Genomic DNA, 23,510 nt, shown 5'->3' on the forward strand with positions numbered 1-23,510 from the left:
GCGAATAAGTTTAACCTAAAAGCATGGTTCTCTGTAATACATAGCTCGTTGTTTAAACTTGGTTATCCCTATGTCATCGCCAAAAATGTTGCTGATTCGCCAAGCTCGCATAATCTTACCCGATGGTGAACTGATGGTTGGGGATGTGTTGACGCGCGATCGCCAAATAGTCGAAGTTGCGCCAGAAATCTCCCAAACAGCACTAGCCACTGAAATTGACGCAGAAGGCTTAACTTTGTTGCCAGGAGTTATCGATCCGCAGGTGCATTTCCGGGAACCTGGACTAGAACACAAGGAAGATTTATTCACCGCTAGTTGTGCCTGTGCTAAAGGGGGAGTCACTTCTTTTTTAGAAATGCCCAATACGCGCCCCCTAACTACGACACAACAGGCTTTAGACGACAAGCTAGAACGGGCCTCACACAAATCCTTAGTTAATTATGGCTTTTTTATTGGGGCAACAGCAGAGAGTTTACCAGATTTGCTCTTAGCAAAGCCAACACCGGGAATTAAGATTTTCATGGGGTCGATGCATGGTCAGTTGCTAGTTGATGGTGAAACAGCATTGGAGGCGATATTTGCCAAAGGCGATCGCTTAATTGCCGTTCATGCCGAAGACCAAGCTAGAATCAACCAACGCCGCCAAGAATTTGCCAATATTCACGATCCAGCCGTTCACTCGCAAATTCAAGATAATCAAGCGGCGTTGCTGGCAACCCAACTAGCATTAAAACTTTCTCAAAAATATCAACGTCGGTTGCATATTCTCCATATGTCAACAGCCGAAGAAGCAGATTTGCTGCGTCAGGAGAAACCGAGTTGGGTGACAGCGGAGGTGACACCACAGCATTTGTTATTAAATACTAGTGCCTATGAAACAATTGGTACATTAGCACAGATGAATCCACCTTTGCGATCGCCCCACGATAACGAAGTTCTCTGGCAAGCTTTGCGCGATGGCGTGATTGATTTCATTGCCACAGATCACGCGCCGCACACTTTAGAAGAAAAAGCTCAAGAATATCCCAATAGCCCTTCAGGAATGCCTGGGGTAGAAACTTCCCTCGCTTTGATGTTAACTGCCGCAATGGAGGGCAAGTGTACTGTGGCTCAAGTTGTAAACTGGATGTCTAAAGCTGTAGCTGTGGCTTATGGTATTCCGAATAAGGGAGCGATCGCCCCTGGTTATGATGCTGATTTGGTGCTTGTAGATTTAAACACATACCGTCCAGTCCAGCGCGAAGAACTTTTAACCAAATGCCATTGGAGTCCTTTTGAAGGCTGGAACCTGACTGGCTGGGCTAAAACCACTATTGTCGGCGGTGAAATAGTTTATGACAAAGGCCAGGTAAATACGCAAGTGCGGGGTCAAGCTTTAACTTTCTTGTAGCAAATATTTATTTAACTTTACTGAAACCTTGAATTTACAGCAACTACATAAGATATATCCCTCCCCAACCTTCATGCCAGATTGTGCAGGTGGGGTATTTCCATAACTCACAACGTAGAATTTTGCTGTATTTCTAAGTGTTTCAAGTTAAACGATCGCAAAGACGCGATAAATCGCCGTCTCTACGAAAGATTGACTATTGTAGAGACGGCGATTCATCGCGTCTCTTGCCTTAACCGAACAGTATTGCGCAAGGCGGAGCCTCTAGGACGGCATTCCCAGTCGAAGACTGGGAACGAGATAATATTTAAAAGCTGGTTTTGAGGCTGGCTTTCACGTTAAGTTGACACCAATACTACGCATACCGCCCTCTACAGATAAGCAAGCTATAGGTAGTGTCTCGTAGAGAAGGGAATTCGTTAAAAAAAAACTTAGGTATTCTTCCAGTCGGATAAATCGGATAAGTCGGATAAGAGTAAACAAGCCAATGGAATTGTATTGTGGTTCATCTCACGATCCTTGTCCACAAAAAAATAATCAAAAAGAATTGCTATGTCCTTCAAAATTTTGGCTTTAGACGGTGGCGGTATTCGTGGAATTGTTGCAGCACGAATACTTCAACAAGTAGAACAAGAAATTAGAAATCAGGGAAAAGGAGAGTTTTTACACGAATATTTTGACATGGTTGCTGGTACTTCTACTGGTTCGATATTAGCAGGAGGGATTGCTATCGGAAAGGAAAGTGATGAACTTATTAAAATGTATAAAAATAGAGGTAAAGATATATTCCCTCTGGAAATAAAAGAGCGCTACAAAAACTTTCCGTCCATCATCAAATCAATTATTGAGGTATTTTCCCCATCTAAATATTCTCATGATGGAATTACTAGCGTACTCAAAGATGCTTATAAATCCACAAGAATTAAGGATATCGAAAAACCCATTCTTTTGATTCTTGCTTACGATACGCTATATCGCAACACTACCTTTTTTACAAATTGTCATCCAGATTTAGGAGATAGATGGTACGATGACTGTTATTTATGGGAAATATGTACCGCTTCTGCCTCAGCACCTACTTTTTTTCCACCATATAAATTAGAACCTGTAGATAAACAAAAATTTGGTGACTGGGAATTCCCCCACATTGATGGAGGAGTTTCTGCTAATAACCCTGCTCTGGCAGCTTTGAGTCTAGCGATGAGGATTAGTCAGTCTTCAGTATCTCCAGAAATCAAGCAACAATATAAACTAAATAATCTGCGATTAGAAGATATTTCTATCCTTTCTATTGGCACAGGTCAAACTGGTCAACCATATCAATATAAGCAAATAAGCAAATGGAGAGGTTTAGACTGGATCAAAAATCTTACTAACATCTTCATGGAACCTACATCTGAGATTGATAGTACGATTTGCCGACAAATTATGGGTGGACATGAGTCTAAACGTTACTTACGTCTTCAGTTTGACTTAAATGAAACATTTAAACCCAAACCAAAAGAGACTTATAAAGATCCTCGCATTGTCTTACCTCCAGAAGAGCGGAAAAATAAATTTACAGGGGAAAAAGTCACTGAAGAAATAGATAATACTAATTCCGTGATTCTTCAGCAGTTAATAGATACTACTTCTGCATTCATTGAGGAAGGTCTTACGTACTATACCAGAGACGATTCCGGTTCTCCGATAAAAAAGGCGATCGCGTCTTTTATTAAAGATAACTAGCGAACTGTGTCATTATTTACAACTGTCTACAATTGGTTGGGGTTTGAATACCCATCCAATTGATTTTTACATGCCGTTCAAGACTTTTTCTGGCTGGTTGCATCAGCTTAGATAGTCAAGGAGCGATGCCTACGGTGGTCACTGAGCCTTGCCGAAGTGCGGTAAACTACGCACGTCACATATAACAATAACTGCCTTCTTTGATAAATTCTCGAAATTGTATTTAATTTACTAATTAAAATTTGCTTTTCTGATAAAGTTTAGTCAAGTCAAGCTTTACCTCTTCTTTGTACTACTCCTATCACATCGTAATAATACCTAAGTTTTTTAATTAATAATTAACAGGAGAAGATATAAAAAATCTTTTAGTAACAAAATAGAATGTGTAATCAAATACATTTTTCTCAGCCCTGTTTTGTGTTGTTGCCGCAGTATTTACCGAATGTTTTCCATGAGAACTGAGGCAGAGAAAATAATATGTTTTTAGACATTTTAGCTAGCCTGCAACGGTTATTTGTTGGTTATATTCCAGCAGTTGTGTTGGGTGGTTTTATTGGATATTTAATCGGGATAAATAGCATGGTTTATCAGCTATTTCGGCTGATATTTCAGATACCACATAGTATCCCTCCTATCGCTTTGCTACCTATTGCTCTAATTGCGTTTCAAGAGAGCGACTCGGCTGCTATTGTAGTAGTTTTTGTGGGAACTCTTTGGACGATGATTATTAATACAGCAATAGGGATGCGGCATTTCAAGAGACAGAATAATAACTTTCGAGTAGCTATTTTTCACATATTTCATGCCTTGAAAGTTAGCATTTGGGTAGCCTGGTTTATCGTTATTGCCACAGAAATGTTAACAGGCCCAAGAGGACTTGGCTTTACCCTCTGGGATGCTTATAAAGCTGGCAATACTGATTATATAATCCAGGAAATATTATACATCGGCATCATTGGCTTTTTGCTGGATCAGTTACTAGATTTCGCAGCCTATATTCTCTCGCAAATGGTTTCAGATGGAAAAAAATCTTCTTAAACTTTATCGAGCAGAATTCAGGAGTCATACCATTTTAGATTTTGGATTTTAGATTTTGGATTGGAAATTGCCTTGTGCGTCTGGCTTGGTGTGAATCCATCTGTCGCAATCATTTTTCAAAATGGTGTCAGGAGTCAGAATGAATTGTGTACGAGTGGCAGGTAGCGCAGCGTAATACCATTTCACGAAAAATCTGATACAGATGTAACCTCTGAAAGCTTTGCTGCATCTAAATTTCTCAATTGCGAATTGCGTTAGCAAGGAACGAGCGTCATTGCGAATTGCGAATTGGTATAAAGCCTAGCCTTCTCTTCTCCCAAAGGCAGAAGCTACGCGCAGCTTCTTGTAGAGAGCGTTTTGATTCTGAATTCTGCATTCTGAATTCTGAATTCTTCTTTATCTAGGCTTGCGGATTGCACCCTGCCAGCTAATAGTTTGCTTGGCAGAACGTATTCCTAAAGAACGAGTTGCTACGACTTCAATATCAACGTTGACACCAGGGCGTAAAGCGTCGTCAGGAATTTTGAGCTTGCCCAAAGCTAGAATAAAACGGTTGTAGTCACGAGTCACAAGTTCGGTGGGAATATCCCCTTCAAATTCAGTTTTGTAGCCAGAAAAACCGTGCGAGCTATCTTGGGCGCGGAATTTCACGCGAAATTGAGTATTAATAGCATCAGACTTGGCTGCCAAATCAACTATTTTTAAGTTGAGATTTTGTCCGGCATCGGCAAACTCTGCCACAGCTAACCGGGTGACATCTTTTTTGGGAATGGCATGGTTAACAGTAAATGTTGTTAAGTTAGCCTCACTTTTGCTGTTACCTTCAACCCATAATTCCTCAGAAAAAGTAATTTCTACTTGTTTGTTATCAGTTAAATTTAGTGTTACGGCTTGATTGCCAAAGCTGGTAATGGGTTGTCTTTCTTGCCAAACTATTTGAAAAGCCTCTTCTAGACGCTGTTCAAACTCAAGGTAATCATCGGCGATCGCAGAACCAGGCGCAAGTAAAGAAGCCGCCCCTATGCGTTGATTCCACTTATTCTTCGAGAGTTTGAACTGTTTATTTATCAGTTCCGACATTGCTAGCTGCACAGTTGGAGTATCAGCGGCCAAAGGTTCCTTGCTATTGACAATACTCAAAGTTCCTAAGCGCCCTTGGCTACCATCGCTACCATCACTGCCATCTCGCCCATCGCTACCATCGCTACATCGATAAACCTTTTCAGTACACTTGTAATCAGGACTACCAGGAGTTCCCTGGCAGGTTTTTACTTCCCATCTTCGTCTGTGACAGTTACAGCCTTCCGTACCCCTACCACCTCTACCACCGCGCCCGCCTTCGCCACTAGTTGCCCGAACAGAAATATTCCGTAAGTCTGCTAAATTGCTGTAATACACTGTCAAAGAACCACCATTTCCCCCATCTCCTCCTTTGCCACCATTACCGCCACTACCACCATCTGGTGCGTTTATATCATGGCTGACGCGATCGCCGCGTTGGGAACCACACTCAGGTTGATAACCATCTTCCCCGTCTTCCCCGTCTTCACCATCTTTACCCGACAAGTCAAGATTTACAGGTGAACCATTGACAAAAATATTTTGGTTTTCACCGCTGCTACCATCTCTACCGGATCGCCCATCGGTTCCGGCGCGTCCATCTCTGCCATAATTTCTAGCTACTCTATAGTATTCGTCAGAGGCAACGGCTGGACATAAAACTGAACCAGAGGCAGGCAAAAAGCTAGTAAATAAGCAGAATGTCAGCAGTAGTGGCAGCTTACTCCTAAAACCATTGTGCATCTATTTACACCTAAAACTTTAGTTGAATTATCTACTCCTGACGCTGACTTTCAACAATTTGCTCCCTCTTGTCCAGTGAGATCGTGTTTGGTTAAAGACTTATCATTAAGACCGCTCTAGGGGCAGAGGAGCAGAGGGGCAGAGGGGAATTGTCCCAAAGCGATCGCCCATAAGAGTAACTAGCAACTTGGGTTAATAGTGATTTTTTTCTGACTCTATTGGTTAGAACATGGTAGCCACTGGGTCAGTTTACGCCAAAGACTCACTTTATATTCAAATACCTCTTAAACTTGGGCATCCTGAAGCAAGGTAGTGAGTGTCCAAGTGTGACACACTTATGAAAAAGGATTAGCTTCTGTTACCACTTCTGGCAGTGGAATAAACTCCGTTTCATCTGGCACGCTAGCAAAGCGATAGTCGCGCCAATCAGCTTTCGCTTGCTCTATTCGCTCTGGTCGGCTAGAGACAAAATTCCACCATTTGTAGCGTGTACCTAACGGCTCACCGCCAATAATAATACATCGAGCAGCAGATGTAGCAGAAACCTCAACCCGATCGTCTGGCTCTAGAATAGCGAGACGATATTGCTCGATCGGTTCACCATTAATCCTCAATCCCTCTGTGACACTGTATACTGCCCTTTGTGAATAATCTGTAGGGATAGTGAAGTGGGTGTTAGCAGACAACACTGCATCTAAATAGAGGATAGGTGAGAGAACTTTTACAGGTGAGGTATAGCCAAATGCTTGCCCAGCAATAAGTTTGATCGTAACGCCATTCTCTTCCCAGGAGGGAAGGATTTCAGCAGGATAGTGAATAAATGTTGGTTCGGTTTCTTCGTGTTCAACAGGTAAGGCAACCCAGGTTTGAATGCCATGAATAGTAGTTTCTTGCTGACGGTCAAAGTCAGGTGAGCGTTCTGAATGGACAATCCCCTTTCCTGCTGTCATCCAGTTAACTGCACCTGGTTGGATTTCCTGCACAGTACCCAAACTATCGCGATGCATCAAAGCACCATCAAATAAATAAGTTACTGTTGCCAGATTAATATGAGGATGTGGTCGGACATCGATGCCTTGATTGGGGGGCATAACGGACGGCCCAAGATGATCGAAAAAGATAAACGGCCCAACCGTTTGGCGATTAGGATATGGCAAACTGCGGCGGGCAGAAAAACCACCCAGATTTTTAACTTCGGGTTCAATCAGTTGAAGAATTGCCATAAATAATCGCAGGTGATTAGTAAATGCTGTAATTATTATAAGTATATTTACTTGCAAATAAGCTAATCTTGATGAGTTATCTGTTTATTTTGGAGAGTTGATGCCAATGCGATCGCCTGTTTTTGACTAGTTTTTTCCGATTAAATATGAAACACAGCCCCAGTCAGTATTGTTTCTCAACCAGAGAGTTTTTTCACAAGTGCGATCGCTCACCTTTAACTTTATTAAACTTCTGATTGGATCTCAGTTTCCTACTGTTAAGGAAATTAATTGTAACCAATTAACTCAATTACTATCAGATTCTGCAAAGCCCCGTCCATTATTACTAGATGCACGAAGTCAAGCTGAGTATGCAGTTAGTCATATCGAAACAGCAGTACGCATAGATCCTCTCACAGAGGACTTAACAGCAGTTGCAACAGCTTTAAAAGATAGACCAATTGTTGTGTACTGTGCTGTTGGCTACCGAAGCGCAAAATTAGCCCAAAAACTGGATAAAGCCGGGATTAAGTGCATTTATAACTTGAGTGGTGGAATTTTTCAGTGGGCAAACGAAGACAGGCCGATTTTTCAAAATGGTCATCCGACAAAGGTTGTACATCCTTACAATGCAATCTGGGGAAAACTGCTAAAAACTACTTACCATGCTCAGGAGTATTGACCTTTGGACTAATATCATATTCGCTTCATTACTTATTAAACCCAAAGAACCCCACCCCGCCAAAGCTACGCTTCGTCTCCCCTCCCGAAGAGCGGGGAGGGGATTAAGGGGAGCCAGTGCGGTCTTGGGGTCTCCCCAAGTGGAGCATCTGGCGTGTGGGGTGCAATGACTGTGGAAATCATAACTAATTATGCGAACATGATATAAGAGCTTGTCAACATTGAGCAAGTAGAATAAAAGCAACGATAAAACTACTTAAGCTGCATGTCTCAAGTTTCGATTGTCATTCCTACTTTAAACGAAGCAGTTAGCTTAGAGCGGACATTGCGCCAATTGACTTTACTTAATCCGCCTGCTTTTGAAGTGATAGTAGTAGATGGTGGCAGCGATGATGAGACAGTGGCAGTTGCAAAGCAATGCTTTGGGTCATTCAATCAATCGCTAGGCGTACAAGTTCTTTCATCTGAACAGCGTGGGCGTTCTATTCAGATGAATTACGGAGCATCGGTTGCAACTGGAGATATTCTTTGCTTTCTTCATGCAGATACTTGGGTGCCGGATGACCTAATCACTGTAATCGAGCAAACTCTAGCAGAGTCAACCATTGCCTGTGGGGGGTTCATTTCTCTGATGAGTGGATCTCAAACGACTCGCTGGGGCATCTCTCTACATAATTATTTAAAAACCTACTATGCACCACTGCTATTTAAACCTCACCTGTTTTTTCGAGGATTGCGCCTGTTGTTCGGAGATCAGGTAATGTTTTGTCGTCGCACTGACTTTTGGGATTGCGACGGATTTGATGAGGCATTACCGATTATGGAAGATGGAGATTTATGCCTGAGATTGATTAAAAAAGGACGTATTTATCTGGTGAACCGCATTGTTCACTCTTCAGATCGTCGCGTCGCAAAATGGGGTAGCTGGAAAGCAAACGCAATCTACCTTTATATCGGTTTTTTGTGGGGAATTGGCGTTGATGCAAATTATCTCAAACAATTTTATCAAGATATTCGCTGATTCAGGCTCCAATCATAGTAGAGATAGGAAATCGGCGTTGAGGCATTGATTGGCAGGTCTGTTTCTAGGTAGGAGCGGATATATTCTGGAATAGAGGATTTGACCTTAAGAAAATCTTGACGATACCATTTAAAGATTTTGCTACAGTAGAGCGTTTTACTATTTGAGTCATAACGGACTTTTTCAGGATTGTTAATGAAGCGACGGGTATCTTCATCTAACTGCTGAGTAACTTGTTGAGGAAAATAAGCTCCAGCCCGCAGTAACGGGCAACCAACTGAAGCGCAGACAATTGCAAAATGAATTCGTGGCTCCTGTAATTGATTCCGTAGAATTTGGTTCTCTATTTGGGCTAAACTGTAATGTTCGTCAAATATATAATAAGCACGACGTTGGAAGAACCACAAAAAAGCCAGCCAGTTGGGAATGCCTAAGATTCGCGGACGAATTGACTCAAGTGGGTATCTTTCTAAAATTGCCGAAATGGTGAACGCATTGTAAAGGTTGATCCACAATGCCAATTGCTCAGAAGTGTTGCTATTAGATGTAAAAGGCAGATTTTTTTGACTCGACAACCAATCAGCTAGCGCTTGAGGTTGCTCAGTTTTCCAAGCAATATAGTTTACACGACCCTCTCGATCGACATATTGACGCAACAACTTGTCCCAAGGTTCAAAATCAATCATTATTGCTGTGTTTATATGTTGGCTGTAGCTAAAAGAATTCTTTGCTTTCGCGATCGCAACGTAGACTTGAATTTATACAAGTATTTATTTAACGAATTATAACAATACTATCTTTGGCAACTTGAAATCAGCGATACACTGAGGAAAATTCCTTGAGGAAGCGTTGATGGCACGGTCAAATGGGGTTACAAGTGAAACGTCTGTAGAGGAATTGCCTACAGTTTCAGATAAAAATGCGATCGCAATTGAAAATCCACCTGAGCCAGTGGAGGATGCCCAAGATATTGACGACATATTGAACTCACTAAAAACCTTACTGAGTTCTCTAGAAAAGCTCCAAAAAGTCCGGCAGGAAGTAGGCGATATTAAACCGTTAATTGGGCGGATGCTTGATGGCGAACTAGTTGCTGGTGAAGAATTGGAGCAACTCAAGACAGGTGTGAGCAGTCTTTCTCGGCTTGTTCGTGCTTATAATGACCATCAAGTAGCGTTGGCTAAAGCACAACCTGCTAGAGACTTGCTAGATCAAGTGCTGAAAGAGCGTAAAGCTAATTGAGTTGAGACTGGAGATTGGGCACAAGAGGCAGAGGGGAAAGAGGTAATTTTTTATTCTCCCCCTTTCGCCCTGCTCCCTAGTGTCCAATTTAATAAGCGATCGCACTTTTTTGAGAGAATGCGATCGCTTCTCCATCGCCTTTAGGTATATATGTCTACGGCGGCAAGGTATATTGTTAAAGTAAGTATGGTATTATACTCAATCTACTATTTAAATTTGCTAATAACCTAAAATAGGTTATGATGACGAAAGCCTAGTATTACTTGCAAGGTAGGTATCGTAATGATGATTAATAGAGAGAATCTACCCTTAGACCAGATTCTCTTAGAGGATAGCTTACAACTGCTGAGTAATCTGCCAGATGAATGTGTTGATTTAGTTGTATCTTCTCCACCTTATAATCTAGGCAAAGAATACGAATCAAGGCAAGCTCTTGAGATTTATTTGGCAGAACAAACAGCCGTTCTGCTTGAATGTAGCCGGATTCTCAAAAATACAGGTTCGCTATTTTGGCAAGTTGGTGCTTTTTCTAACCGAGGAATGCTGATTCCTTTAGATATTCGCTTTTTTCCGATTTTAGAGTCATGCAGACTAATTCCTCGCAACCGAATTATATGGGCTAGGCAACATGGTCTTCATGCCCAGAAAAAGTTTTCTTGTAGACATGAAACTATTCTTTGGTTTACTAAATCAGATAACTATAAATTTAATCTAGATGCTATTAGAGTTCCCCAAAAATATCAAAATAAGAAACATTATCGAGGAAATCGAAAGGGGGAACTTTCATGCAATCCAGAAGGTAAAAATCCTGGTGATATTTGGCTGTTTCGGAATGTTAAGCACAATCATGAAGAACAAACTATACATCCCTGCCAGTTTCCAGAAGACTTGGTAGCTAGAATTATATTAGCTACAACTAACGAAAATGATATTGTTTTAGATCCATTTATGGGATCGGGAACTACGGCAGTGGTTGCGAGAGATGGTAAACGTCATTTTATCGGGTCAGAAATTGAACCGAAATATCATCAAGTTGCATTGCGTCGTCTCAGTGGCAATCCGGATAAAAATGGTTGTTTTCCAAATTTAAAAACATTGCGTGATTATGTTGAAAAAACTGGTCAATGTATTGATACATTTAAGTTTGATGTGCAAGTAGGAAATAAAGCTTCAGAACGCAGCAAAGCAAAAATTTATTCAGAAGAGTATCACTTGCAAGCAATGGAAGATAGATTAATTTATGAAGAATCTGCTTTTGCAGCTAATCTAAGAGGTGAAGAGATTCCAGTAGATGCAAAGCTTAATGGTAATGGGAAAAAGACCTCTTTACAAAATAAAATAGCAAAACAAGTAGAAGAAGTAGAACAAATTGAATTGAGATTATGGACTTAATAGATTAATTTTTACAATAAGTTAATTAGACAACGACTACGGGCTGAACGTCCCGCAATAATTTGGCATTGGCGATTAACTCTAGTATTTACAGTTCTCGAATATCTTTTAGATAAATACTCAGTCCAAATAATAGGAACTATTGTATTTTGTTGTTCAAATAATCCAACCAGTCTGATTGGTACATCAAAAACTTGGTTTTTAGCCAAAGCTGTTAACTGATTAACAGCTTGCTCGTAATAAAGAGTGCTATTGGAAGCAGGAAACATCAGAGCCTTTGTTACTATAATTACCAAATTAGTCGGGTATCCAACAAATTCAGTTTTAGCTTTGAAGAACAATTCTGAGCGCAAAGTGTTATTGAGTAGAAAGGGATAGTTAGAAAATTGAATTTCAATGATAATGCCAGTTTTAGCAAAATCAACATCTGTACCTAAAAATCTATAAGGTGCCGGAATAGGAATATTTGATTGCCAAGCATCATGAATAAAAGCAGCTTTAATATATTCGTTCGTACCTACTGGATCGAATATTGCATTACCTTGAATTCCAGCTTGATCTGAAGCCTTGATATGCAAAGGCATTCTAGTGAGAGTAGTACTAATCTCATGCCATTCGTTTTGGTATTGGGTATTAATTATTGTATCTGCTGCGTTAAAGTCAACATATTGAATAATGATTATTATGTCTCCTTTTGGTATTTCAACAGTTCTTTGATAAAAGCAAGCGGATCGATTTCAAGAACTTGGGCAACTTGTAAAAATTCAATCACGTCAAGACGGCGCTCTCCACGTTCATACTTTGATACATAAGATTGTGGAAGCTCTAGCTTTGCTGACAACTCTGTTTGAGTGAGCTTTGCAGCTTTCCGCGCTTCTATAAGTAACTGGCGAAACCGATTGTAATCTTCGCTGAAAACTGATTTAGGCACTTTAGCTTGCCTTTTTTCGGGCGATGGTTTATTCGATCTCGATGAGAGTTATTACATATTGCTAAACTCAGTTAAATTTTAAAACCTAATATGGGATAAACCCAAAATAGGTTTTGGACAGCTATTATGAAGACAGCACGCACGTAGGTGTTGGCGTAACCTCTCCAAGAGTTGCCCGTCGTAGAAATGACACTCTCAGTTCTCCAAGCTTGTAAATGTGAAGTCGCTACATGTCTATATCTGTGGTTTCATTTGAAGGATATCAAATTTTGCAAGATATCTACTTACGATCATGAATGTTGCACCTGCCATTGTAGTACTAGGTCAAAATAGCGTGACAGTAGCACGCAAGATAATCAGCGTCTTACCAGGGGCGACGCTATACGGTCTAGAGGGTCGCACATCTGGAGTTGATGTCAGCTTCACGAACTTTGGTGAGACGCTGCGCGAGTTATTTACCCAAGGAACACCGCTAATTGGCATTTGTGCCGCCGGTATTTTAATTAGGACTCTAGCTCCGGTAATCTCGGATAAACGACAGGAACCACCAGTGCTAGCTGTGGCTGAAGATGGTAGTGCTGTTGTCCCTCTCTTGGGCGGACTTGGTGGAGTAAACGATTTGGCTCGCCGCATTGCTGAAGCGCTGGATGTCAAAGCTGCAATTACGACCACAGGCGATTTACGTTTAGGCACAACGCTGTTATCTCCTCCCCCTGGATACCATTTAGCAAACCCAGACGATGCGAAGAAATTTATCTCAGATTTGCTAGCTGGGGCGCAAGTTAAGCTCGAAGGAATAGCGCCTTGGTTGAGCGATAGTAAACTGCCCATAGATCCACAGGGAGATTTGACCATCCAAGTTACGGAACGCTTGGTGACTCCTACAGCCAACAGGCTTGTCTACCACCCAGCAACGATCGCGATCGCAATGAGTGGCATGATTGATGATGCAGTAGCTTTAGTACACCAGCTACTAGCTGATGCCAAACTAGAAAAAGCATCAGTCGCCGGGATATTTGCACCCATCGCCGCCGCCGCCGATCCCGCAATCCACGCGGTAGCTAGCGCCTTAAAAGTGCCCACTCGCTTTTTTACCCCAAATCAGTTAGAAAGTCTACTTTCACAAGGTTATAGCCCCGTCCAAGCCGCAGCGATCGCCGCCACTGGGACATCCCCCTTATCTCCATCTCCTGATATTGCGATCGCTATTGCTCCTCAAGCAATCGACCCCAACACCATCGGTCAACCACGCGGAAAATTAGCGATTATTGGCACGGGCCCTGGTGGTTCGCAATGGATGTCTCCCGAAGTCAAGGAGATACTCAAGTCGGCAACTGACTTAGTGGGTTATAAAACTTATTTAGATTTAGTTGGTTCTCTGGCTGATGGCAAGCAACGGCATGAGTCTGATAACCGCGAAGAAGAAGCACGGGCAAAGATGGCCCTTGATTTGGCTGCATCTGGACGATATGTAGCTGTAGTTTCATCTGGTGACCCCGGTATCTATGCAATGGCAACAGCAGTTTTTGAGGTATGCGATCGCTATGCTAAACCAGAATGGGACAGTATCGACATTCATGTGGCCCCAGGCATCTCTGCAATGCAGGCAGCAGCAGCAGCCATTGGTGCGCCCCTTGGGCATGATTTCTGTGCTATTTCCCTCTCCGATATCTTGAAACCTTGGTCTGCGATCGAGCAACGAATTGCGGCTGCTGCTGAGGCCGATTTTGTCATTGCTTTCTACAATCCTGTTTCTAAAGAGCGTACTTGGCAACTGGCAGAAGCGAGAAATATTTTGCTGCAACATCGAACACCAGATACACCAGTAGTATTGGCCCGGAATCTCGGCCGCCCAGGACAAACGGTAAAAGCGATCGCACTTGAGCAGTTAACACCAGCAAGCGCTGATATGCGGACAATTATTCTCGTTGGTTCCACAAAAACCCGAACTATCAAGCGCCGCGATGGTAATATCTGGGTTTATACGCCGCGTCGCTATACCGAATATTAGGCACGATTGGCGCTGTCACCGAAGAGAGCAAAAAAGGCAAAATAAACACTTTTTTAAAGGCACTCAAAGATAAAGGGATGGGATTTTGCATTTTCTGTAATGCCGCGATGTCTAGCGACAAGCCGCAAAGCGTCTACGCTACTCTTTATGCTTTAGAAATAGGACAAATCAAGCGAGTTAAAATTCTTGAATGGTATGTACATCAAGGGAACGAAACACAAGCAGCTGTGGAAAATGTGCCCAACATTACTTTTTGTTCAATTCATCAATTATCAGGCTATTAACACACATAAAAATCTGAAAAACATGCATAAAAGTTCCCAAAAGTGTGCAACAGCAACTGGTACATCATCAAAATTTTTAATTTTCACAACAGCAGTCATAGTTGTGCTACTATACAACTCGTGTATGTAGTTCATTCAAACGAAAATCCCAATAAGTCTCACCTATCTGCAATATAAATGAGTAAAAACCATTGATGATTACGCTATGAAAAAATAAATTATTATTAAACAGAATACATTTGTCAAAAGTCAAAATTTATTCTGAATTCTGTACAAATAGCGGAGGAATCATCGGGTTCAAAATCTCACAAAACAAGAAAATTTGGTGATGCAAGAATTCATTAATGGGTCTAAATCCCCGATTGATAACGAAGCTCTTTCTCTACGAAAGGCTTCTCTTTCAGAGACGCTAAGGCAACGCCAAGGAATCCTTAAGTGTTTTGATTTTGACTTCTGAATTTTGACTTCAACAAATTTTCATTGGAATTTTAACATTGTAATCTAAGCATATAGCGATTAGTCAGGAGTTTAGTTTGATGAATCCTAAAGTCTCTGTAATTATCCCTGCCTACAATACTGAAGTTTATATTAAGAAGGCAATAGAGTCAGTCTTAAATCAAACACTCACTGAGCTTGAAGTTATCGTTGTCGATGATGGGTCAACTGATAAAACTGTAGAAGTTGCAAAGAGTTTTACCGATGAACGTCTCAAAGTGATAGTTAATCCACAAAACCTTGGGGTTTCTGCTGCACGTAATCTTGCTATCAAAGCAGCCCAAGGAGAATGGATTGCTGTTCTTGATTCAGATGACTGGTATGCTCATGAAAGATTAGAAAAGCTTGTGTTGCTGGCAGAACAAGCAAATGCAGATATGATTGCAGATGATGTTTATTTTATCAAAGATGGTGCAACATCTCCTTGGAGTACATTGATTCAAGAAAGTGGAGAACATATAGATAAAATTCTCCAAATTGATATCGTTTATTTTGTAAAAACTGATGTCTATGGAAAAGCAGGACTACATCTTGGTTTAAGCAAGCCCCTGTTCAAACGAGAATTTTTGGTTAAACACAGCATTGAGTACGATGAAAGCCTAAGCATAGCTGAGGACTTTTGGCTTGATATGAAATGTTTAATTAATGGCGCTCGCTTTTTTCTAGTGCCAGAAGCCTATTATTTCTACCGTTCACGCTCTTCTTCTCTTGTACGTGAAAGCCGATTAAAACGTCTAAATCAATCTTGCATATCTACTGATTCTTTCATGCAGCAAAAAGTTGTGGAAAAAAATCCAGCTTTAATGCGTGCTCTGTCTTATAATCTTGCAGTTTACAATAGAACTTTAGCTTACTATCAAGTTTTATTGCCTCTCAAGCAAGGAAATTGGTTATTAGCATTGAAAGAACTCACAAAAAAACCGAGCGTTTTTTATGATTTTATTTCTAGATGTAACAATATTATTAAACGTCGATTTCAATACTATGTGATGGGTAATAAATTAGTTTTTGAAATGCCTTATAATCTCCAAATAAAACGAAGAAAATCAACGCATCCCAATTTTTATTCTTCCAAAAATAATAAATAAGTAAGACCAAAAGATTGTTACAAAAATATGAGGTAAGGGAGTAATCGGACAACCCTGTGACTAGAAAGATTATAAAGATTATAAAGCTGTACGTCTTCTAACTTGGTTGCGATGCCTACGGCGGGCTGCGCCTACGCAGCCTCATTCCAAGAAAATAATCTTGTAGTCTAATTGGGTTAACAGCCAAATCATAGCTCCTATACTGACCTGTATTGGAGATGGACATGATGGAATTTAGAATATTATTCGTGAATTTACTCTCCCTATTGAACGCCGCGAAATACTCGATCGAGTAATCATGTCCTATTTTCCAACCATAGAACTATTATGATACCTATTGCATAAGCAATAATATCTTTCCAATCAAATACACTTCCCAAAGCAACAGCCAGAATCTTGTATTTTTGTAATCCTAAATTATTTACAAAATTAAAATATTGCAGAATCTCAATTGCACAAGAAAAGGCAAAAACTGATAAAGCGACTATCGATGAGTGTATATTCCAAAAAGCTTTGACAAAGCAATAAATTAATATAACTACTAAAACATCACCGATAAAAGGACGAATAAAACTATCATTTATAAAAACTGCAATACATACCTCTATTAAAAATAGTAAAAGTGTCAGGTAAAAATATTTTTTATTGAAGATAAACATGGCAATCAATAGCGCTCAAAAAATACCTACTTTGACTATCAACCTCTTTCATTTTTGATAGACTCTGTTAAAAATTCTATTATTACTAATCCCTCTTTTGTTACTATGGGGAGAGTATAATCAGGAAGAAAAACCGAAACAGTAAGTAACTCTGATGGTTACGTAGCGCAGGGAAGCAGTAAATACAGTCGGCTTCATAGATAACTATTGTCAACACTATTATTCAATATTTGAGGATGTGAGACATTTTGAGGCATTCAAGTATTTACACTTGAGAATGTTATCAGAAATCCGAGCCAAATCGCTACCAGAGATAGCGAAAACAGCAGGATTAAAAGATGGTCAATTCCCGTCATCATTTTTACCAGAGATGCACTGTGGAATATCAAAAAATTAAAAGAAATACTTAGCGGTATCAAACTAAATATGAACTTATGTTAACTAGTATAACAAAATATTCACAAACCTGAGATGATGGCATATTAATGCTTTAGTACATCCTGTGTCACTGATACCCCAAATATCCGAGTAATCATTTGTCATGAATCCTTACACTATCCTCGATCGGACAGGACTTCAGCGTGTTAGTGATGGCATGATCCGCCCCCTACTAGAAAATTGCGAGCCTGCCTCATATACTCTGGTTTTAGTCTGGCCCCAACTTGGGGATTTTGATAGTCTTGAATATGCGTGGTGGTTACAGCGCGAAGCTAAAAAATTGTCAGATGAAAAACTCGCTATTCGTGCAGTGGGAATTGGTAATCGCGCCTCTGGAATAAGATTTTGTGAATATACAGGATTTCCACCGGAAAATTTATTTGTTGAACCTAATGGAGAACTACATCACCAACTCAAACTTTATTCAGGTCTCAATTTTCCTCTCCCTGGACTTTCCCCTGCTCAGAAAGCTTGGCTAAATCTAGTGTTAATGTGTGCAGGCTTTGGAAGTCCTGGAACGCTAAAAGAAGTTTTTCGGGGATACAGGGGAGATCGTCAAGCCCCTCAACTTATTGAAGATGATGAAGTTATTCAAGGTACTCCTTTACCTGCTTTTAAAGGCTCGTTTTTCCAATTAGCTGGCGGAAGTGGGTTTCAACGTCCCTTTGAATTGGCTACTCTACGGCTACGGAATATGGTTGAAGTTCTCAGCAATTGGCATACTTATGTACCTAATTCTGCCTACTTAACTCAGCGTGGTGGAACTTTTCTGTTTGATACCAAAGGCCAGTTACTTTACGAACATCGAGATCCAGGAATTTTAGGCTTTGCTGCTAATATGAGTCAGCCCTTATCATTTTTATCCTCGATTGAAACGGATAGCTTTACTTCAACTCACTAATTCCTAAACCTTGTCTACCTTGAGAACCATAGTTTTGTAGGTTGGATGCAGCGATAGCGTAACCCAACATATAAATAAGGTGGTAATGTTGGGTTGCGTTTCACTCTACCCAACCTACATAAACATAAATATATCTTTTAAGGGACTTCCAAGAAATAAATTATCCAATCTTGTAGGGTGGGCATCTTGCCCGCCTTTGACTATGGGCGCGCTACGAGTGGGGTCATACCCTGCGGGATCTCGCTACAAACCCGCCGTTGATTGAAAACCACTAAATCTTCTCTTTTAGAGACGCTGTTCGCGTTTGATTTAATAAGGGTTTTAAATCTTCTTGTTCAGACGCTCCGCGAACAGCAGACTCAGGGCATCGCTCCTGACTCTTGAATTTTGAATTATGCTGAAAATCAAGATAAGTGAGGACTTTTCTAACGACACTTGAATTTCATTTGTGCGAAGTGGTCTTCCAGTAGGAAAATAGATAAAGGAGTAGTAACCATCAAGCTATATGTTTGAAATTATGGTATTAAATCATTTTTTGTTAAAAGAGCCTGCTTCGGGATCTCATCAATATTCTGAACACATCAATCTACTTTTGTAAATCTAAAATCTGCTCTAAAAGAAGCTCTAATGGGTATAAAAGTCATAATAATTCGTAATTGATAATGACGCTTGCGGACTCGCTAACGTAATTCGTAGTTGTAATCACTGCTTGCTCTGTACTCTCTTAATTACGAATTACGAATATAGCAAGTAAGGATAAATAAAATGTCATTTATTATGCAAACTTCTGGAACTCTTACTGGTTTAGATATCTTGGTAGTTGAGGATGATGATGATACCCGCTTTTTTATCACTACTGTCTTGGAAATGGATGGAGCAACAGTTATAGCAGTGATATCAGCAGCAGATGCACGCAATGTATTGTCTGAATTGCAACCCGATGTTTTAATTAGTGATATCGGGTTGCCTGGGGAGGATGGCTACACTTTCATTTCCAAATTCCGTGCGCTGAAAGCAAATAAGTGTGGACGAGTCCCGGCTATTGCTTTAACAGCCTTTGCTGATAGTGAGGCTCGTATCCGTGCTTTGGAAGCTGGCTTTGACACTCATATATCTAAACCGATCGCTCCAGAAGAACTAGTTGAGATAGTGGCTAATTTGGTTGCTTCTTGTAATTGGTAGTTATTCTCTTCGGTCTTGATAATCTTCAGAAGATTTTGGATCTAACTCCCAGCGATCGCCATCACGATCCTCTAAAATATCGTTGGTATGCAGAAATTCAGAATCAGCCATTTCTAGCCCCACTGCTGCTTCTAAGTCCTCTGTGACATTTTGATCGGGAGTGGAAGTACTACCACCAACTGCTTCATCTCCAACTGCATCTGCATCTTGCCAATAAGCATCAACATCCCCACCAGTCAGTTCAGGACTAGTTTCTGTGTACTCGTCTCTTTCATCCTGCATAGAGCGTCCGCCAATGTTGTATCCCGGCAAGTCTTTTACACCAGTACCGTAGGATTCGGTAATCTCTTGTGGCAAATCATTACTTTTAATTTTGTCATTATGATTTTTTTCTGCCATGATCCTAGCTCTTTTCTGCATTCTCACAATAACGTTTTCTTGTCAGCAATTTGTCTAACTAGAGGTGTATAGCTAAGAAAATAATCTATCCCCTGGGTACGAAGCTAAACTAGCGATCGCGCCATAAGATTGTAGCTATGAATTCATGGTCAAGGAACTTGTAGTTGAAGTTATGAGTTATAAGTTATCAAACCAAAATTATTCATTGGCGAACTTTTCACTCATAACTATTTCTTGTTTGGCAAAAATAGGCAACCAAAATAAAATTTTGATGATAAGTTTAGCATTTTAACTCGTTTTCATACTTTTTAAATATCTGAATGCTAAATAACCAATTGAATACTCAAATAAGTTTGAGTAGTGAAGGCAGATAATATGATAAGTAATTCAAGATTATTTATTCAAAAAATAATCTGTTTATTTAACTTTTGTTGTAGTTAGTTAAAGACTAGAGAATACAAACGTAATACCATTTTATGACTGAACATAACAATAACTCCGGTAAGAAAAAAGTTGCTATCCTCATTGAACAAGCAGTAGAGGATGCAGAATTTACAGTTCCATATAATGGATTGAAACAAGCAGGAATAGAGGTAGTAGTCCTTGGTTCCCGAATGAATGAAAAATATAAGGGGAAACGCGGCAAACTTAGCATACAAGCCGATGGTACCACAACGGAGGCGATCGCAGCCCAATTCGATGCAGTGGTGATTCCCGGTGGGATGGCTCCCGATCAAATGCGGCGAAACATCAACACAGTCCGCTTTGTCCAAGAAGCTATACAACAAGAAAAATTAGTCGCTGCTGTTTGTCACGGCCCACAAGTTTTGATTGAAGGTGACTTGCTCAAAGGTAAGCAAGCCACCGGTTTTAGCGCTATTGCCAAGGACATGATTAACGCTGGCGCAAATTATCTAGATGAGCCAGTGGTAGTTGACGGAAATTTGATTACATCTCGTGAACCCGGAGACTTGCCAATTTTCACCACAGCGATATTAAGCCGTTTGGGTTATGGTGGCAAAGATGCTGCATTGCCAAATGAAAAAGACACAAGTGCTGAATGGTGGAAGTTGGCTGATGCTTGGGGTGGCTCAACTAAAGGTGATATTGCCAAAGGTTTAAATACTGCTCTTGCTGGTGAACGTTATTCTTTAGAAGCATTTGAGAACTACTTTGAAAAGGAATCAGATAACGAAGTAAAATCAGTTTTCCAAGAAATAATTGCTCATAAACAGCGCCACATTGAAAAACTAGAAACTTATCTTGACCGATTGGGTGAAAAACCCTCTTTAGGGGCAAATATTGCCAATCAGTATGCCAAAGTGAAAACTGCCATGACAGGAAGTGATGATATATATCAGTTACGTTCTGCTCTAGGTGATGTGCAAACCGGTATCGGCGATATTGGCAATTTGTGTGCAATGTACACTGACCCAGTAGCAACAGCTATTTTCAAACAAATTTACCAAGATTCATCGAAATATGAGCAACGATTGGTAGAACTATATCGAGCGCGGATAGGCGCTCAGATTCAGCCTCCTAAGCCGACAACAGGGGCTGCTGTGTCAATGTAAGGTTTTTTGAACGTAGATGGCTACCGAAAAGGCGCAAATAACACACGAGAAAGAAGAGGGTATTTGCGCCTCTATGGTGAATTTACAGTAATGGAGATATAAAAAGTGACTTCAACATCAGGGGATAAATCAAGTACAAACCAGCCAGAGGCTAGTGAAGTAGAGCGTTGGGCTTCCCTTATCGGTGGCGGTGCGATGGTGCTGATGGGTTTAAGACAAGGTTCATTGCGAGGAGCGCTGACGGCTTTAGCTGGTGGTGGTTTGGTTTATCAAGGTGCAACCAAGCAAAGCACAATCCAGAAAGCACAGGAAGCAATAGGTCTAAACCAGCCGATCAAAGTTGAAAAGACGGTAACTATCAATAAATCGCCAGAAGAATTGTATCGCTTTTGGCACGACTTTGAGAATTTGCCCACATTTATGAAGCATCTCAAATCTGTCAAGGTGTACAACGAAAAACGTTCTCATTGGATTGCCAATGCACCTTTGGATAATACCGTAGAATGGGATGCAGATATTCTCGAAGACCGGGAAAATGAATTTATTTCTTGGGCTTCTGTAGAAGGTGCAGACATTGATAATTCTGGTTTTGTCCGTTTCAAAAAAGCACCAGGCGATCGCGGCACGGAAGTCAAGGTTGTTTTGGAGTATAACCCACCAGGCGGAGCATTGGCAGCTACCGTAGCTAAACTTTTTGGTGAAGAACCAGAACAGCAAATTGGTGATGAATTGCGCCGCTTCAAAATGCTAATGGAAGCAGGCGAAATCGCCACAACTGAAGGTCAACCTTCTGGACGTAAGTAGTTCTTTGTCCTTTGCCCAATGCCCAATGCCCAATGCCCAATGCCCAATGATTAATAATTATGAAAGCAGTCTGCTGGAACGGTGCTAATGATGTGCGGGTAGAGACAGTACCAGATCCGACAATTCTTAACCCGCGTGATGCGATTATTAAAATTACTTCCACGGCGATTTGTGGCTCCGATCTACATATTTATGGCGGCTATATTCCCACAGTGCAACAGGGTGACATTATTGGTCACGAATTCATGGGGGAAGTCGTGGAAGTTGGCAGAGGAGTCAACAATTTAAAAATAGGCGATCGCGTTGTTGTTCCTTCCACAATTGGCTGTGGTAATTGCAATTATTGCCAACGTGATATGTGGTCATTGTGCGATAACTCCAATCCGAAAGGTTGGATTCAAGAAAAATTGTTTGGCAATATCACCTCAGCTATTTATGGCTACTCCCATATGTTGGGTGGTTATGCAGGCGCACAAGCCGAATATATCCGCGTACCCTTTGCTGATGTGGGTGTCGTCAAAGTTCCGCCAGATTTGCCGGATGAGATGTTGTTATTCATCTCCGACGCTATCCCCACAGGTTATATGGGTGCAGAATTATGCGATATCCAACCGGGTGATACTGTAGCCGTTTGGGGTTGCGGTGCTGTTGGACAGTTTGCCATGATTAGCGCCTACATGATGGGAGCCGAAAAAGTGATCGCAATAGATCGCTTTCCCGAACGCCTGGAAATGGCGAAAAAGTTTGCCAAAGCAGAAGTGATTAACTACGAAGAAGTTAATGCTGGCGAAGCGTTGAAAGAGATGACTGGTGGTCGTGGCCCCGATGCTTGCATCGATGCTGTTGGTTTAGAAGCACACGGCGTTGGTTTAGAAGACTTCTACGACCAGACAAAACAAAAGCTCAGATTGGAAACCGACCGTCCCCACGTTCTGCGGGAAATGATGGTCGCCTGTCGTAAAGGCGGGACTCTTTCAATTATGGGTGTTTATGGTGGTTTTGTAGACAAAATACCATTGGGTGCAGCCTTTAATAAAGGCTTAACCTTCAGAATGGGACAAATGCATGGACAGAAATATATGCATTTGTTATTGCAGATGGTTTTGGATGGAAAACTCGATCCATCCTTCGTTGTCACCCATCAATTGCCTCTAGAACAAGCACCCCACGCCTACCACATCTTTCAACAAAAAAAAGATAACTGTATCAAAGTTGTTCTTAAACCCTAAATGGCAAATAGTCATTCA

At 40.9% G+C, this 23,510-nt stretch carries 22 protein-coding genes and 1 pseudogene; 16 read left to right on the forward strand and 7 right to left on the reverse strand.

Annotated features, from left to right (window positions below):
* The first annotated feature begins 70 nt into the window (after positions 1 to 70).
* From RMZ95_RS07950 to RMZ95_RS07960, 3 genes are all read left to right on the forward strand, one after another.
* The gene (locus RMZ95_RS07950; protein ID WP_322686185.1) at positions 71 to 1,390 is read left to right on the forward strand and encodes a dihydroorotase; all 1,320 of its coding nucleotides are present in this window, start codon (positions 71 to 73) and stop codon (positions 1,388 to 1,390) included.
* 552 nt (positions 1,391 to 1,942) lie between these two features.
* Complete coding sequence (locus RMZ95_RS07955) at positions 1,943 to 3,118, forward strand: patatin-like phospholipase family protein (protein WP_322686186.1); 1,176 nt, start codon at positions 1,943 to 1,945, stop codon at positions 3,116 to 3,118.
* Between the two features lie 477 nt (positions 3,119 to 3,595).
* Positions 3,596 to 4,156 carry a nitrate transporter gene (locus RMZ95_RS07960; RefSeq protein ID WP_322671639.1) on the forward strand — a complete coding sequence of 187 codons (561 nt, stop codon included), beginning with the start codon at positions 3,596 to 3,598 and terminating at the stop codon, positions 4,154 to 4,156.
* Between the two features lie 396 nt (positions 4,157 to 4,552).
* Here RMZ95_RS07960 and RMZ95_RS07965 read toward each other — a convergent pair whose 3' ends face one another.
* Together RMZ95_RS07965 and RMZ95_RS07970 are read right to left on the reverse strand one after the other, a co-directional pair.
* A complete protein-coding gene (locus tag RMZ95_RS07965) occupies positions 4,553 to 5,959 on the reverse strand; it encodes a collagen-like protein (protein ID WP_322686187.1) in 1,407 nt (468 codons plus the stop codon).
* Positions 5,960 to 6,294: 335 nt separating this feature from the next.
* Positions 6,295 to 7,182, reverse strand: a complete 888-nt coding sequence (locus RMZ95_RS07970; RefSeq protein ID WP_322686188.1) for a pirin family protein — start codon at positions 7,180 to 7,182, stop codon at positions 6,295 to 6,297.
* Positions 7,183 to 7,351: 169 nt separating this feature from the next.
* On the opposite strand from RMZ95_RS07970, the gene RMZ95_RS07975 reads away from it, so the two are divergent.
* Both RMZ95_RS07975 and RMZ95_RS07980 read left to right on the forward strand, forming a co-directional pair.
* Positions 7,352 to 7,843 carry a rhodanese-like domain-containing protein gene (locus tag RMZ95_RS07975; protein ID WP_322686189.1) on the forward strand — a complete coding sequence of 164 codons (492 nt, stop codon included), beginning with the start codon at positions 7,352 to 7,354 and terminating at the stop codon, positions 7,841 to 7,843.
* Positions 7,844 to 8,107: 264 nt separating this feature from the next.
* The gene (locus RMZ95_RS07980; protein ID WP_322686190.1) at positions 8,108 to 8,863 is read left to right on the forward strand and encodes a TIGR04283 family arsenosugar biosynthesis glycosyltransferase; all 756 of its coding nucleotides are present in this window, start codon (positions 8,108 to 8,110) and stop codon (positions 8,861 to 8,863) included.
* Here RMZ95_RS07980 and RMZ95_RS07985 read toward each other — a convergent pair.
* A complete protein-coding gene (locus RMZ95_RS07985) occupies positions 8,848 to 9,549 on the reverse strand; it encodes a DUF547 domain-containing protein (RefSeq protein WP_322686191.1) in 702 nt (233 codons plus the stop codon). The two genes, RMZ95_RS07980 and RMZ95_RS07985, sit on opposite strands and share 16 nt — an antisense overlap.
* A 166-nt stretch (positions 9,550 to 9,715) precedes the next feature.
* Here RMZ95_RS07985 and RMZ95_RS07990 point away from each other — a divergent pair, with 166 nt between their 5' ends.
* Positions 9,716 to 10,105, forward strand: a complete 390-nt coding sequence (locus tag RMZ95_RS07990) for a hypothetical protein (protein ID WP_322671633.1) — start codon at positions 9,716 to 9,718, stop codon at positions 10,103 to 10,105.
* Positions 10,106 to 10,387: 282 nt separating this feature from the next.
* Positions 10,388 to 11,497, forward strand: a complete 1,110-nt coding sequence (locus tag RMZ95_RS07995) for a DNA-methyltransferase (RefSeq protein WP_322686192.1) — start codon at positions 10,388 to 10,390, stop codon at positions 11,495 to 11,497.
* An 11-nt stretch (positions 11,498 to 11,508) separates the two neighbouring features.
* Here RMZ95_RS07995 and RMZ95_RS08000 read toward each other — a convergent pair whose 3' ends face one another.
* Positions 11,509 to 12,198, reverse strand: a complete 690-nt coding sequence (locus RMZ95_RS08000; protein ID WP_409882224.1) for a BglII/BstYI family type II restriction endonuclease — start codon at positions 12,196 to 12,198, stop codon at positions 11,509 to 11,511.
* Positions 12,180 to 12,428 carry a helix-turn-helix domain-containing protein gene (locus tag RMZ95_RS08005; protein WP_099103407.1) on the reverse strand — a complete coding sequence of 83 codons (249 nt, stop codon included), beginning with the start codon at positions 12,426 to 12,428 and terminating at the stop codon, positions 12,180 to 12,182. The genes RMZ95_RS08000 and RMZ95_RS08005 overlap by 19 nt, the downstream gene beginning before the upstream one ends.
* A 292-nt stretch (positions 12,429 to 12,720) precedes the next feature.
* On the opposite strand from RMZ95_RS08005, the gene cobJ reads away from it, so the two are divergent.
* The 4 genes and pseudogenes from cobJ to RMZ95_RS08025 all read left to right on the forward strand — a co-directional run.
* Positions 12,721 to 14,439 (forward strand): precorrin-3B C(17)-methyltransferase, encoded by a 1,719-nt coding sequence (cobJ, locus tag RMZ95_RS08010; protein WP_322686194.1) that lies wholly within the window; start codon positions 12,721 to 12,723, stop codon positions 14,437 to 14,439.
* A 41-nt stretch (positions 14,440 to 14,480) separates the two neighbouring features.
* On the forward strand, positions 14,481 to 14,723 hold the full coding sequence (locus RMZ95_RS08015; RefSeq protein WP_322686229.1) for a hypothetical protein: 243 nt from the start codon (positions 14,481 to 14,483) through the stop codon (positions 14,721 to 14,723).
* 536 nt (positions 14,724 to 15,259) lie between these two features.
* On the forward strand, positions 15,260 to 16,306 hold the full coding sequence (locus tag RMZ95_RS08020; protein WP_322671629.1) for a glycosyltransferase family 2 protein: 1,047 nt from the start codon (positions 15,260 to 15,262) through the stop codon (positions 16,304 to 16,306).
* 129 nt (positions 16,307 to 16,435) lie between these two features.
* Positions 16,436 to 16,541, forward strand: a pseudogene (locus tag RMZ95_RS08025) (ISKra4 family transposase); the annotation flags it as partial.
* Between the two features lie 61 nt (positions 16,542 to 16,602).
* Here RMZ95_RS08025 and RMZ95_RS08030 read toward each other — a convergent pair.
* Positions 16,603 to 16,965, reverse strand: a complete 363-nt coding sequence (locus tag RMZ95_RS08030) for a DUF2809 domain-containing protein (protein ID WP_322671628.1) — start codon at positions 16,963 to 16,965, stop codon at positions 16,603 to 16,605.
* A 541-nt stretch (positions 16,966 to 17,506) separates the two neighbouring features.
* Between RMZ95_RS08030 and RMZ95_RS08035 the strand changes: the two genes are divergently transcribed.
* Together RMZ95_RS08035 and RMZ95_RS08040 are read left to right on the forward strand one after the other, a co-directional pair.
* Positions 17,507 to 18,304, forward strand: a complete 798-nt coding sequence (locus RMZ95_RS08035; RefSeq protein WP_322686195.1) for a peroxiredoxin-like family protein — start codon at positions 17,507 to 17,509, stop codon at positions 18,302 to 18,304.
* 765 nt (positions 18,305 to 19,069) lie between these two features.
* A complete protein-coding gene (locus RMZ95_RS08040) occupies positions 19,070 to 19,486 on the forward strand; it encodes a response regulator (protein ID WP_322686196.1) in 417 nt (138 codons plus the stop codon).
* Here the strand turns inward: RMZ95_RS08040 and RMZ95_RS08045 are convergent, their stop codons facing one another.
* Entirely contained in the window at positions 19,487 to 19,885 is a 399-nt protein-coding gene (locus RMZ95_RS08045) for a DUF6335 family protein (RefSeq protein ID WP_322686197.1), read from the reverse strand. It lies immediately after the preceding gene.
* A gap of 476 nt (positions 19,886 to 20,361) precedes the next feature.
* Here RMZ95_RS08045 and RMZ95_RS08050 point away from each other — a divergent pair, with 476 nt between their 5' ends.
* The 3 genes from RMZ95_RS08050 to RMZ95_RS08060 all read left to right on the forward strand — a co-directional run bounded on the left by RMZ95_RS08050 (position 20,362) and on the right by RMZ95_RS08060 (position 23,492).
* A complete protein-coding gene (locus RMZ95_RS08050; RefSeq protein ID WP_322686198.1) occupies positions 20,362 to 21,459 on the forward strand; it encodes a DJ-1/PfpI/YhbO family deglycase/protease in 1,098 nt (365 codons plus the stop codon).
* A gap of 105 nt (positions 21,460 to 21,564) precedes the next feature.
* Positions 21,565 to 22,263, forward strand: a complete 699-nt coding sequence (locus RMZ95_RS08055; protein WP_322671623.1) for an SRPBCC family protein — start codon at positions 21,565 to 21,567, stop codon at positions 22,261 to 22,263.
* A gap of 59 nt (positions 22,264 to 22,322) precedes the next feature.
* Positions 22,323 to 23,492 carry a zinc-dependent alcohol dehydrogenase gene (locus RMZ95_RS08060; protein WP_322671622.1) on the forward strand — a complete coding sequence of 390 codons (1,170 nt, stop codon included), beginning with the start codon at positions 22,323 to 22,325 and terminating at the stop codon, positions 23,490 to 23,492.
* Positions 23,493 to 23,510 lie beyond the last annotated feature (18 nt).

The organism is Nostoc sp. DedQUE07, assembly GCF_034530975.2.
In the GTDB taxonomy this organism is placed as follows: domain Bacteria; phylum Cyanobacteriota; class Cyanobacteriia; order Cyanobacteriales; family Nostocaceae; genus Nostoc.